The 12,955-nt window shown below is 71.4% G+C and carries 9 protein-coding genes; 6 read left to right on the top strand and 3 right to left on the bottom strand.

The genetic code is table 11. From position 1 onward, the window contains the following. Positions 1-15 precede the first annotated feature (15 nt). Together polA and ABZT06_RS26400 are read left to right on the top strand one after the other, a co-directional pair. Positions 16-2,745, top strand: a complete 2,730-nt coding sequence (gene polA, locus ABZT06_RS26405; RefSeq protein WP_355745649.1) for a DNA polymerase I — start codon at positions 16-18, stop codon at positions 2,743-2,745. Positions 2,746-3,108: 363 nt separating this feature from the next. Next, a complete protein-coding gene (locus ABZT06_RS26400) occupies positions 3,109-3,555 on the top strand; it encodes a hypothetical protein (protein WP_355745646.1) in 447 nt (148 codons plus the stop codon). Here the strand turns inward: ABZT06_RS26400 and ABZT06_RS26395 are convergent. Further along, positions 3,482-4,333 carry a DUF4184 family protein gene (locus ABZT06_RS26395; RefSeq protein ID WP_355745643.1) on the bottom strand — a complete coding sequence of 284 codons (852 nt, stop codon included), beginning with the start codon at positions 4,331-4,333 and terminating at the stop codon, positions 3,482-3,484. The two genes, ABZT06_RS26400 and ABZT06_RS26395, sit on opposite strands and share 74 nt — an antisense overlap. 308 nt (positions 4,334-4,641) lie before the next feature. On the opposite strand from ABZT06_RS26395, the gene ABZT06_RS26390 reads away from it, so the two are divergent. The 3 genes from ABZT06_RS26390 (at position 4,642) to ABZT06_RS26380 (ending at position 7,670) form a co-directional block, all read left to right on the top strand. Next, positions 4,642-6,384: a lytic transglycosylase domain-containing protein gene (locus ABZT06_RS26390; protein WP_355745640.1), complete on the top strand. Its 1,743-nt coding sequence runs from the start codon at positions 4,642-4,644 to the stop codon at positions 6,382-6,384. Between the two features lie 144 nt (positions 6,385-6,528). Further along, positions 6,529-6,663: an SPW_0924 family protein gene (locus ABZT06_RS26385; RefSeq protein ID WP_107405601.1), complete on the top strand. Its 135-nt coding sequence runs from the start codon at positions 6,529-6,531 to the stop codon at positions 6,661-6,663. 20 nt (positions 6,664-6,683) lie between these two features. Continuing rightward, positions 6,684-7,670, top strand: coding sequence for a DUF3068 domain-containing protein (locus tag ABZT06_RS26380; protein WP_355745636.1), 987 nt, complete (start codon positions 6,684-6,686; stop codon positions 7,668-7,670). Here the strand turns inward: ABZT06_RS26380 and hrpB are convergent. Beyond that, positions 7,660-10,194 (bottom strand): ATP-dependent helicase HrpB, encoded by a 2,535-nt coding sequence (hrpB, locus tag ABZT06_RS26375; RefSeq protein ID WP_355745633.1) that lies wholly within the window; start codon positions 10,192-10,194, stop codon positions 7,660-7,662. The genes ABZT06_RS26380 and hrpB overlap by 11 nt on opposite strands. Positions 10,195-10,225: 31 nt before the next feature. After that, positions 10,226-11,116: a class I SAM-dependent methyltransferase gene (locus tag ABZT06_RS26370; protein WP_355745630.1), complete on the bottom strand. Its 891-nt coding sequence runs from the start codon at positions 11,114-11,116 to the stop codon at positions 10,226-10,228. A 316-nt stretch (positions 11,117-11,432) separates the two neighbouring features. Here ABZT06_RS26370 and rpsA point away from each other — a divergent pair, with 316 nt between their 5' ends. Beyond that, positions 11,433-12,941, top strand: a complete 1,509-nt coding sequence (gene rpsA / locus ABZT06_RS26365; RefSeq protein ID WP_020120009.1) for a 30S ribosomal protein S1 — start codon at positions 11,433-11,435, stop codon at positions 12,939-12,941. Positions 12,942-12,955 lie beyond the last annotated feature (14 nt).

The raw sequence follows: 12,955 nt of genomic DNA, 5'->3' as shown, positions 1-12,955 counted from the left end.
GGCAGGATCGGGGGCGTGGCAGAGACAGCAGCGAAGAAGACCGACAACAGCCCCGGCGGCAGCCGCCCGCGCCTGATGCTCATGGACGGGCACTCGCTGGCCTATCGCGCGTTCTTCGCGCTGCCCGCGGAGAACTTCACCACCGCGACCGGCCAGCCGACGAACGCGATCTACGGCTTCGCGTCGATGCTGGCGAACACCCTGCGTGATGAGGCCCCCACCCACTTCGCGGTGGCCTTCGACGTGTCCCGCAAGACGTGGCGCTCCGAGGAGTTCACGGAGTACAAGGCCAACCGCTCCAAGACCCCCGACGAGTTCAAGGGCCAGGTCGAGCTGATCGGCGAGCTCCTCGACGCGATGCACGTCTCGCGCTTCGCCGTCGACGGCTTCGAGGCCGACGACGTCATCGCCACACTCGCCACACAGGCCGAGGCCGAGGGCTTCGACGTGCTGATCGTCACCGGCGACCGTGACTCCTTCCAGCTGGTCAGCGAGCACACCACCGTGCTGTACCCGACGAAGGGCGTCTCGGAGCTGACCCGGTTCACCCCGGAGAAGGTCTTCGAGAAGTACGGCTTGACGCCCGCCCAGTACCCCGACTTCGCGGCCCTGCGCGGCGACCCGTCCGACAACCTCCCCGGCATCCCCGGCGTCGGCGAGAAGACCGCCGCGAAGTGGATCAACCAGTTCGGTTCGTTCGCGGAGCTGGTCGAGCGCGTCGAGGAGGTCAAGGGCAAGGCCGGGCAGAACCTCCGCGACCACCTGGAGGCCGTCAAGCTCAACCGCCGCCTCACCGAGATGGTGCGCACGGTGGAGCTGCCGAAGACGGTCACCGACCTGGAGCGCGCCCCGTACGACCGCAAGACGCTCGCGATGATCCTCGACACCCTGGAGATCAGGAACCCCTCCCTGCGGGAGCGGCTCCTGGCCGTCGACCCGGGGGCCGAGGAGGCCGAGGGCGCCCCGGTGGCCGCGCCCGGCGTGGCGGTGGACGGTACGGTGCTCGGCACCGGCGAGCTGGCCGGCTGGCTCGCCGAGCACGGCGCACAGCAGGCCCTGGGCCTCGCCACCGTCGACACCTGGGGTCTCGGTACCGGCTCGGTCGCCGAGGTCGCCCTCGCCGCGTCCGGCGGGGCCGCCGCCTGGTTCGACCCGTCCGAGCTGGACGAGGCCGACGAGCGGGCCTGGACCGGCTGGCTCGCCGACGCCGACCGGCCCAAGGTGCTGCACAACGCCAAGGGCGCCATGCGCGTCTTCGCCGAACACGGCTGGAGCGTCGCCGGCGTCACCATGGACACCGCGCTCGCCGCGTACCTCGTCAAGCCGGGGCGCCGCTCCTTCGACCTGGACGCACTGTCCCTCGAGTACCTGGGCCGGGAGCTGGCGCCCGCCGCCGCGGCCGACGGGCAGCTCGCCTTCGGCGCGGACGACGGGGCCGAGGCCGAGGCGCTGATGATCCAGGCGCGGGCCGTGCTCGACCTGGGCCTGGCCTTCGAGGCCCGCCTGGAGGAGGTCGGCGCGGCGGATCTGCTGCGGGACATGGAGCTGCCCACCTCCGCCCTGCTGGCCCGCATGGAGCGGCACGGCATCGCGGCCGACCGGGCCCACCTGGAAGCCATGGAGCAGATGTTCGCCGGGGCGGTCCAGCAGGCCGTGAAGGAGGCGCACGCGGCCGCCGGGCACGAGTTCAACCTCGGCTCGCCCAAGCAGCTCCAGGAAGTCCTCTTCGGCGAGCTGGGCCTGCCCAAGACGAAGAAGACCAAGACCGGGTACACCACGGACGCCGACGCGCTCGCGTGGCTGGCGACCCAGACGGACAACGAACTGCCGGTGATCATGCTCCGGCACCGTGAGCAGGCCAAGCTGCGGGTGACCGTGGAGGGCCTGATCAAGACGGTCGCCGCGGACGGCCGTATCCATACGACGTTCAACCAGACGGTCGCGGCGACGGGTCGTCTGTCGTCGACGGATCCGAACCTCCAGAACATTCCCGTCCGTACCGATGAGGGGCGGGCGATCCGGCGCGGGTTCGTGGTCGGGGAGGGCTTCGAGTCCCTCATGACCGCCGACTACAGCCAGATCGAGCTGCGGGTGATGGCCCACCTCTCCGAGGACGAGGGGCTCATCGAGGCGTTCACGTCGGGGGAGGACCTGCACACCACGGCCGCCTCCCAGGTCTTCGCGGTCGAGCCCGGCGCGGTCGACGCGGAGATGCGGCGGAAGATCAAGGCGATGTCGTACGGGCTGGCGTACGGGTTGTCCGCGTTCGGGCTCTCGCAGCAGCTGAACATCGAGGCCGGAGAGGCCCGGACCCTCATGGACGCCTACTTCGAGCGGTTCGGCGGGGTGCGGGACTATCTGCGCCGGGCGGTCGACGAGGCGCGGGCCACGGGGTACACGGCGACGCTCTTCGGGCGCCGCCGCTACCTCCCCGACCTCAACAGCGACAACCGTCAGCGGCGTGAGGCGGCCGAGCGGATGGCTCTCAACGCGCCGATCCAGGGCACGGCGGCGGACATCGTCAAGATCGCGATGCTCAAGGTGGACGGCGCGCTGCGCGAGGCCGGCCTCGCGTCCCGCATGCTGCTCCAGGTCCACGACGAAATCGTGCTGGAGATCGCACCGGGGGAGCGGGCGGCGGCGGAGGAGATCGTCCGCCGGGAGATGTCGGATGCCGTGCATCTGAACGTCCCGCTGGGCGTCTCGGTGGGGGACGGGTCGGACTGGGAGTCTGCCGCGCACTGACCTCCGGCGGTTGGGCGGTTCTTGTGCGGCTTGGTGGGGGCGGGCGTCTTTGCGCAGTTCCCCGCGCCCCTGGGTGCCGGGGGCGCGGGGAACTGCGCGACCAGCCACAACGCACCCGCACCCGCCCGACAACCCGATCCGGCACCCCCCGTAGGCGCCCCGCCGAGGCCCAGCGCAGCTGCCCGCGGGGAACTGCGCGACCAGCCCCCACAGGCCCGCCCCCCCGCCCGGCAACCTGACCCGGCACTCCTGAGGCGCGCCCCGCCCAGCTGCCCACAACCGCCCCGGCAACGCCGTAGGCGCCGTCACTCACGTGGGCGCCACAACAACGCCCCCGACCGCACCCCCGGCCAGGATGCGCTCATGGGTATACGCATGCTCCACCGCCGGACGGCCCCCGCACAGGCGTACGCCGACCAGGCCCCGCTCTCCGCGCAGCGTCCCGTCCCGGCCCACGCGGCCGCCGCAAGCACCGCCCGCATCCCCTTCGACCTGGCGAGACTCCTGCGCCGGGCGCGAGCCAAGGCGGTGAGCCCCCGCATCCCGGACCGCCTCACCACGCCCCTGCGCCCCGCCGCCACAGACCTACGGCACCGTGTGGCCCGCCGCGACCGGGACGCCGTAGAACGCGAGGAGCCGTCCAGCCGGCGGCTGTGGGCCGAGCTGGCCCTCAGTTATCTCGCTCTCGCCCTCACCCTGCTGCCCCGGTCCCGCCCGATGCCCACCATGACGGTGTTCATCGCCGAACAGGCCGCGGGAGACCGGCCTCTTCCCGGGCGTCGGACACCGGGGTCGGGCGCCACAGCCTGACCCCCGCGGCATACAGCAGGACCCCGAGCACAAGGCCCGCGCCCGCGCCGAAGCACAGGGCGGGGATCAGTTCCCAGGGCTTCGCGGTGGAACCCCAGTACGCCCACCACCGCGAGGCCCGCTGCAGCGCGCCCACCGTCATGCACCCGCCGATCACGGCCACGGCCCACCACCTGTCCCGCACCGACAGCGCGGGGACACCGCGTGGCTCGGCCGCCACGGGTGCCCGGCGCAGGGCGTTCAGGCAGAACACGGCGATCACCACCGCGGCCAGCGCTGAACCGCCGTACTGCAGGTACCAGTACAGCGGGGACCCGGCCACCTCCCGGCCCAGGACGGGGAGCAGCCGCATCCCCCACCGGTCGTGATGCGTGAAGGCGTCCCACACGACGTGGGTCAGCGCTCCGACGACCGCGGAGGCGTACCAGCGCACGGCCAGTGCCGTACGCACGCGTGCGCGTGGCGTGCCGCAGCGCAGCAGCGTCGCCGGCCCGCCCTGGCGCCTTCGTGGCAGCAGGGCCACCAGCGGTTCTCTCAGCAGCAGCCACAGACCGACCAGGGCCCAGGCGACGAGCACGTCGATCGTGAAGACGCCCGGGAAGGAATGCGTGACGGTGCCGAACTCCATCGCCCCGGACACGACACTTGCCGCGTAGTAGGTCATGTCGGGCGAGAAGGATCCGGCCACGAGCACGGCCGGAACCAGTCGCCCCCGGCCCGTTCCGTCGGTGCGCACCGCGGGCAGTACCGCCGCCGCATGGCTCAGGGTGAACGGCAACGGGGCTCCTCGCGGCGGGTGTTGGCCGGGCGGCGGCCCGGGGCATCGGCTGCGTCCAGTATGAGCGACGCGAGGCCGCACCGATCGAACATGGCCAACTGGTGAATATCGGGCACGAACCGGTGTCCGTGAAAAGGAAGTTGTCGTAGGGTCACACGGGTCACCGCGCTGGGGAGCTCGGTCGAACGTGCGCATCAGGAATTGCCGCGCGTCACAGGGGCAACCTCCAGGACGGTTCGACTGTCACTACTGGACGAGAGCGACAGACGGAGACGGGCGTTCGGGCGTCCACAGGAGGGGTTCACTTTATGGCGGCGCAATTCGGCAGGAGGCTGGCCAAAGGTGCGACGACCACCGCCGTGGCAGCACTCGCGGTCGCGGCACTGTCCGCCTCCCAGGCCCCGGGGGTCACGGCCGACGACAACGGCAGATCGACCGCCGCCGGTGCCGAGGCATCCCCCGACCCGACCTCCGGGAACGGCGCGACCGGCAAGTCGCCGTACTACACGGACCTGCCGCCGCTGAACACCCCGAGCCCCGCGCCGACCGACGGCACCGCCACCACCCCCGTCACCCCGGTCGAGTCCGAGGCGGGCATACCCGCGACCGTCCTCGACGCCTACAAGAAGGCCGCGGCCGAACTCCAGGAGTCCAAGCCCGGCTGCAACCTGCCCTGGCAACTCCTCGCCGCCATCGGCCAGGTCGAGTCGGGCCAGGCCCGGGGCGGCCGCGTCGACGCCGACGGCACCACGACCTCCAGGATCCTCGGCCCGCAGCTCGACGGCAACGGCTTCGCGCTCATCAAGGACACCGACGGCGGTGCCTACGACGGCGACACCGCGTACGACTCGGCCGTCGGGCCCATGCAGTTCATCCCGTCCACGTGGAAGTGGGCCGGCCGTGACGGCAACGGCGACGGGGTGAAGGACCCGAACAACGTCTACGACGCCTCCCTGGCCACCGCTCACTACCTGTGCCGCAACGGCTGGGACCTGTCGGACAGCGGTGATCTGGAAAGCGCCATCCTCAGCTACAACCCCTCGGACGCCTACGTCAACACAGTGCTGTCGTGGCTGGAGTACTACCGCAAGGGCACCTACGAGGTCCCCGACGGCACCGGCACGATCCCGGGCAACCGCAGCGACGGCAGCGGTGGCGGCAGCGGCTCGACCTCCTCGCCGTCGTCGCCCTCGACGCCGAACTCGCCGAACTCACCGAAGCCGAGCACGCCCGGCTCGCCCAGCCCGACCCCGCCGTCGACCACCCCGCCCCCGTCCGGGACCCCCACCACGCCGCCCCCGACGACTCCCGTGACCCCTACCCAGTCGGTGGACCACCTGGAGGACTCGGGCACCGGGAAGCTCACCGCCATGGCGGGCGACGCCTTCACCGCGAAGATCAGCACCAAGGCGGAGAACGCCGCCGGCAAGGGCGTCGCCAAGGTCCGGATCCGCTACACGATCGTCGGCGACACCGACGCCACCTTCACCGGCGGCGAGAAGGTCGCCACGGCCCTGACGGACAGCTCCGGCGTGGCCACCGCGCCCGCGCTCCAGGCGGGCGAGACCACCGGCACCTTCGCGGTCCGCGCCACTCTCATCGGCCGTACCGTCACCGGCCCGATCTACTCGGCCGCCGTCACCCAGCGCGTCGCCGACACCCTCGTCCGCACCGCCGACACCGCGCTGACCTGCACCCCGGGCGGCCAGTTCGCCGACCCGGTCCAGGTGAAGGCCACCTATAAGGACGCCGTCGCCGACAAGGTCGCCGCCACCGCCACCTTGGTCAAGTCGGCCGACGACGCGACCGAGAACGACAAGGGCCCCTACTTCAAGGACGCCGACGGCAAGACCGTCCGCACCCTGACCGGCCTCACGACGGACGCGGACGGCGTGCTGAAGCTGCCGCAGCTCTACGCCGACGACACCACCGGCACCTTCGTGCTCCGCATCACCACCGCGGGCGGCGCGACGCTCGACGTGACGCTGACCGTGGCGGCCGCCACGGACACCTCCGCGAGCCCCTCGCCGAGCCCCAGCGCGAGTTCGTAGCCACCGAGCACCTCGAAGGGCGTCCTCTCCGCTACGGCGGACAGGGCGCCCTTCGCCCGTGCGCGAGCTGTTCTCATCTCGCCCCCACGTTGCTACGGTGCCGGACCTGACGATGCATCAGTTCCCGCCCGCAGGGAGGCAGTCATGCGCGCCCTGATCGCCGCCGCGACCGGTCTCGCCCTCGCGTTCGCGCTGGTCCTCACGATCACCGCGCTGGGCACGCCCACCGGCAAGACGTCCCCCAAACCGTTGCTGACCACGGTGCCCGCGCACCCGTAACCGTCCGCCGGGAGGCCGAGATGCGCCGCAAGACCAGCCTGGTCCTGCTCGCCCTCGCCGTGTTCTTCGCGGCGCTGTCCCCGCTGCTGCGCTGGTACGCCTTCCCGCGCCTCGCCAAGATCCCCGCGAACCAGTACCAGGACATGGTCCTGGAGGCCAAGGACGCGACCCTCATCGACTACAACGACGGAATGAAGGAGAAGAAGGTCTCCAAGGTCACCATCGTGCAGACCCTCAAGGGCAACGTGGAAGCCTCGGAGAAGATCGAGAAGATGGCCGGGAAGGACGTCGTCGTCTGGGACGGACTCTCCTACGTCGTCGGGCCCGACGGAAAGATGGTCTCCAAGATCCCCGAGCGCTACATCTTCGACGCCCACACCCAGGACCCCGTCCACGCCACCGGAGAGATGGTCGACGGCGACCCCGTGAAGCGTGCCGGCATCGAGTTCAAGTGGCCCTTCCTCACCGAGAAACGGGACTACGTGTACTTCGACGCCCAGGCCCGCACCTCGGCCCCCATCCATTACAAGGGCACGCGCAACTTCCGCGGCGTCGACGTCTACTACTTCGAGCAGACCATCCCCTGGACCAAGGTGCCCTTCCCGAAGACCATGCCGATCCAGGGCATCACCCCCGCTTCCATCGCCAGGACCGGCACCACCCGCTGGTACACCACGGTCCGCAGGTTCTGGGTCGAACCCCTCACCGGCGCCCCGGTCTACGGCGAGGAACTCCACAAGGAGGAACTGCGCGGCGGCACCCTGCTCGGCGGCCGCGACAAGGTGACGGTCTTCGCCGGCGACGTCAAGATGCGCGAGGACTACATCAGGCACACGGTCGACCTGGTCAAGTCGAACCGCACCCTCGTCCTCCTCATGACCTCGTACCTGCCGTGGGGCTTCCTTACCCTGGGTGCCCTGCTGCTGGCGGTGGCCCTGTTGCTGGAGGCCCGCGGCCGCCGCCCGGCCCCCGCGAAGGTCGACGAGCCCGAACCGGTCACCGCCTGAGCCGCGCGTTGGTGTGCCGCGTCGGCTCGGCGGCCGCCGGGTCCTCGGGCCACGGATGCTTCGGATACCGGCCGCGCAGCTCCGCCCGTACGCCCCTGTAGCCGTCCTTCCAGAAGGAGGCGAGGTCGGCGGTGACCGCGACGGGGCGCCCGGCGGGGGAGAGGAGATGGACGACGAGGGGCACGCCGGCGATCCGGGGCGACTCCTGGAGCCCGAACATCTCCTGCACCTTCACCGCGAGGACCGGCTGTTCGGGGCTGCCGTAGTCGATCCGGATTCTGGACCCGCTCGGTACGGCGACCCGTTCGGGCGCCAGTTCATCGAGCCGCGCGGCCTCGCCGGAGGCCCACGGCAGGAGCCTTTGCAGTGCCTGTCCGGCGTCGAGGCGTGCCAGGTCGGCCCGTCGCCGGGCGCGGCTCAGCTCGGGCTCCAGCCATTCGTCCACGCGCGCGTGGAGCGCGTCCTCGACGACCTCGGGCCACGGGTCGCCGAGGTGGTGGCGCAGGAACGCGAGCCGCTGCCGCAGGACCTCGGCGTCAGGCGTCCACCGCAGGAGCCGCAGCCCTTCCTGCCGGAGCCCTTCGAGGAGGGCCTCGCGTACGAGGGCGGGGTCCGCGTCCCTCAGGGGCCGTACCGCGAGCTCGATCGCCCCGAGCCGCTCCACCCGCCGGGCCACCACGTCCCCGTCGGCCCAGTGCACCTCCTGGCGCTCGGAGTACAGGGAGGCGGCCGCCGACCGGGCCGTGTCCTCGTCGATCACCGCGGCGAGCTGCACACGCGCGTGCCCCTTTCCGACGGGACGGTCCGCCACCGCCACCGCGATCCAGGGCGAGCCCCGCAGCGGGGAGCCGTCGGAGAGTTCGGCGCGGGTGCCGGAGGCCATGAGATAGGAGCCGCCGTCGGCCCTCGCCACGCGCTCCGGGAAGGCGAGGGCGGCCACGAGCCCGACGACGCCGTCCTCGCCGGTGTCCGACGGGCGCATCTCCTCGTCCACCCCCGCCGACGGGCGGCCGGCGGACTCCGTCGCGACGGCCCGCAGCCGGCGCACCTCCGCCCGCCACCGCGCCGCGTAGGCGTCACCCCCACGCCGGGCAGCCCGCAACGCACCCGCGAGGTCGTTCCCGTACTCCCGCGGTGCCTCCTCGCTCAGCAGCGCGACGACCTCGGCAGCACGCTCGCCCCCGACCGACGCGGCCGCGTCCAGGAGCGCCCGTCCCACCCGCGGGTGCAACCCCAGCCGTGCCAGCCGGACACCCCGCCGCGTGCCATGACCGGCCGGGTCCACCGCGTCCACCGCCGCGAGAACGGTCCGCGCGGCCGCCATCGCCCCGCCCGGCGGCGGATCCAGCAGGGCGAGACCGGACGCGTCCGGATCGCCCCAGCAGGCCACCTGAAGCGCGAACGCCGTCAAGTCGGCCACCTTGATCTCCGGCGACGGGAAACGCGGCAGCCGGGCGTCCTCGGCCTCCGCCCAGCACCGGTACACCGCACCCGGCGCCTCCCGCCCGGCCCGCCCCGCCCGCTGCCGCCCGGCCGCCTGCGAGGCCCGGACGGTCGCGAGCGCGCTCAGCCCGCGCGCGTGGTCGACGCGCGGCTCCCGCGCGAGCCCCGAGTCGACGACCACGCGCACCCCCGGCACGGTCAGGGACGACTCGGCCACCGCCGTCGCCAGCACCACTCGCCGCCGCTCCCCGCCCGCCAGCACCGCGTCCTGCACGTCCGCAGGCGCCCTGCCGTGCACCTGGAGCACCTCCACGTCACCGAGACCGCCCAGCTGCCCGGCCACGCGCCCGATCTCGCCCACACCCGGCAGGAAGCACAGCACGTCCCCGTCCCGCTCGGACAACGCCCGCCGTACCACCGAGGCCACATGCGTGAGCAGCGCGGGATCGACGCGCATGCCGTGCGGCGGCCGTACGGGACGCGCCGGTGGCGCCCAGACGACCTCCACCGGATGCGAGACACCCTCCGCCTCGACGACGGGCGCGTCGCCCAGCAACCGCGCCCACCCCTGCGCGTCGGTCGTCGCGGACGCGGCCACCAGCCGCAGCTCCGGGCGCAGTGTCTGCCGTACGTCCCACAGGAACGCCGCCGTCGTGTCCGCGTCCAGATGCCGTTCGTGGCACTCGTCGAGCACCACCACGTCGACGCCCGTCAGTTCCTGGTCGCGCTGGAGCCGCTGGAGCAGGACGCCCGTCGTGACGACCTCCACGCGCGTGTGCCGTCCGACCACCCGCTCGCCGCGCACGGAGTAGCCGACGCTCGCGCCGACCTTCTCGCCCAGCAGCCACGCCATCCGCCGGGCGGCCGCGCGGGCGGCGATACGGCGGGGTTCGGCGACGACGACCTTCCGCGCGGTTGCGCCGGAATCCAGCAGGCCCGCGAGCACCAGCGGGACCAGGGTCGTCTTGCCGGTGCCGGGCGGTGCCACCAGGACCGCCGTGCCGTGCTCCTCCAGGGCGTCGCCCAGCGCGGGCAGGGCACTGCGTACGGGAAGGGCGTCCAGGGCGTCGTAACGGATCACGTCACCAGTGTCGTACGACTGCGGGAACGCCTCAGTCGCGCTCGCACACGAAGATCGCGGTCCCGGGGATCAGATTCCCGCGCAGGGGAGACCAGCCGCCCCACTCCGAGGTGTTCCAGACCGGCCACTCCGGCTCGACCAGGTCGACCAGGCGGAAGCCGGCGGCGACCACGTCGCGCACCCGGTCTCCGATCGTGCGGTGATGCTCGACGTAGACAGCGCGGCCCTCCTCGTCCTGTTCGACATAGGGCGTGCGGTCGAAGTAGGAGGCGGAGACGGAGAGGCCCTCGGGGCCCGGCTCGTCCGGGAAGGCCCAGCGGATCGGGTGCGTCACCGAGAAGACGAAGCGGCCGCCCGGGCGCAGCACACGATGCACCTCCTTGAGGACCAGCACCGGCTCGGCGACGAACGGCAGCGCCCCGTACGCCGAGCACGCCAGGTCGAAGGAGCCGTCCGCGAAGGGCAGCACGCCCGCGTCCGCGCACACCAGGGGGAAGGACGTACCGATGCGCAGGGCGTGCTGGAGCTGGCGGTGGGAGATGTCCAGGGCGACCGGGCGGGCACCCTGCGCCGCCAGCCAGCGCGCGCACTGGGCGGCACCGGCGCCGATCTCCAGGACATCCCTGCCCTTGAGGTCCTCGGCCGGGCCCAGCAGCTCGGCCTCCACCTCGTCGAGGCCCTCGGGGCACCAGACGAAGCGGTCGTCGCCGAGGAACGTGCCGTGCTCGACCTGGTACTCGTCCGCGTTGCGGTCCCACCAGCCCCGGTTGGCGCGGGCGCTCTCGGTGACGTCCGCGTCGCGGCGCGTGGCCTGCGACTCCGCGTCCGGTCCGGACTCCTGCGGGTGTGATGCGGACTCTTGGATGATCGGCTCCCTCGTACTAGTCTGCGGGCTCTTCCGTCCGACCCGTGGCGGCGTCACGAATGGGACGCCACCGGGCCCGCGTGGCCTCGTGAGACAGGTTTTGTGCCGGGTATGCGGCGATCCGCCCCGGGTGTGCGCCTTCGCGCATTGACCCTGCCCGGCTGCCCCCGTATGCTACAAGTTGCGCTGCGGGCCTGCGCACCTCAGACGTAGCAGGTCGCGCTCGCATCTGTTGTATGTCCCCTCGGTTGTCGAGGCGCCACCAGTGGTTTTGTGTGGCGCTTCCTTGGCTGTCCGGCTTCTTCAGAGCGAAACGGGCTCCCGGCGTAAGCAGTACCTACGACTCACTGTCCGTACCGGAGCCCTTTCCCACATGACGAGCAGCACCGAGACCACCTCTACCACTCCGCAGGTAGCGGTCAACGACATCGGTAACGAGGAAGCCTTCCTCGCCGCGATCGACGAGACGATCAAGTACTTCAACGACGGCGACATCGTCGACGGCGTCATCGTGAAGGTCGACCGGGACGAGGTCCTGCTCGACATCGGTTACAAGACCGAAGGTGTCATCCCGAGCCGCGAGCTCTCGATCAAGCACGACGTCGACCCCAACGAGGTCGTCGCCGTCGGTGACGAGATCGAAGCCCTTGTTCTCCAGAAGGAGGACAAGGAAGGCCGCCTGATCCTCTCGAAGAAGCGCGCCCAGTACGAGCGCGCCTGGGGCACCATCGAGAAGATCAAGGAAGAGGACGGCATCGTCACCGGTACCGTCATCGAGGTCGTCAAGGGTGGTCTCATCCTCGACATCGGCCTCCGTGGCTTCCTGCCGGCCTCCCTCGTCGAGATGCGCCGTGTCCGCGACCTCCAGCCCTACGTGGGCAAGGAGCTCGAGGCGAAGATCATCGAGCTGGACAAGAACCGCAACAACGTGGTCCTGTCCCGCCGCGCCTGGCTCGAGCAGACCCAGTCCGAGGTTCGCCAGACGTTCCTCACCACCCTGCAGAAGGGTCAGGTCCGCTCCGGCGTCGTCTCCTCGATCGTCAACTTCGGTGCCTTCGTGGACCTGGGTGGCGTCGACGGTCTGGTGCACGTCTCCGAGCTCTCCTGGAAGCACATCGACCACCCCTCCGAGGTTGTCGAGGTCGGCCAGGAAGTCACCGTCGAGGTCCTCGACGTCGACATGGACCGCGAGCGTGTCTCCCTGTCGCTGAAGGCGACCCAGGAAGACCCGTGGCAGCAGTTCGCCCGGACCCACCAGATCGGCCAGGTCGTGCCCGGCAAGGTCACGAAGCTGGTTCCGTTCGGTGCGTTCGTCCGCGTGGACGAGGGCATCGAGGGTCTGGTCCACATCTCCGAGCTGGCCGAGCGCCACGTGGAGATCCCGGAGCAGGTCGTCCAGGTCAACGACGAGATCTTCGTCAAGGTCATCGACATCGACCTCGAGCGCCGTCGCATCAGCCTCTCGCTGAAGCAGGCCAACGAGGCCTTCGGTTCCGACCCGGCCTCGGTCGAGTTCGACCCGACGCTGTACGGCATGGCCGCGTCGTACGACGACCAGGGCAACTACATCTACCCCGAGGGCTTCGACCCCGAGACCAACGACTGGCTCGAGGGTTACGAGTCCCAGCGTGAGGTGTGGGAGAACCAGTACGCCGAGGCGCAGACCCGCTTCGAGCAGCACCAGCAGCAGGTCATCAAGTCCCGCGAGGCCGACGCCGCTGCTGCGGCCGAGGGCGGCGACGCTGCCGGTGCGGCTCCGGCCGCGGGCGGTGGCGGCGGTGGCGGTTCGTACTCCTCCGAGGGTGCGGACACCTCCGGTGCGCTGGCTTCCGACGAGGCGCTTGCCGCGCTGCGTGAGAAGCTTGCCGGTGGCCAGAGCTGAACGCTCACTGAGCA

The sequence above is a fragment of the Streptomyces sp. NPDC005483 genome, from assembly GCF_040606035.1.
In the GTDB taxonomy this organism is placed as follows: Bacteria; Actinomycetota; Actinomycetes; order Streptomycetales; family Streptomycetaceae; genus Streptomyces.
The sequence above is the reverse complement of the archived record's forward strand: the minus strand, read 5'-3'. Positions and strand labels throughout refer to the sequence as shown.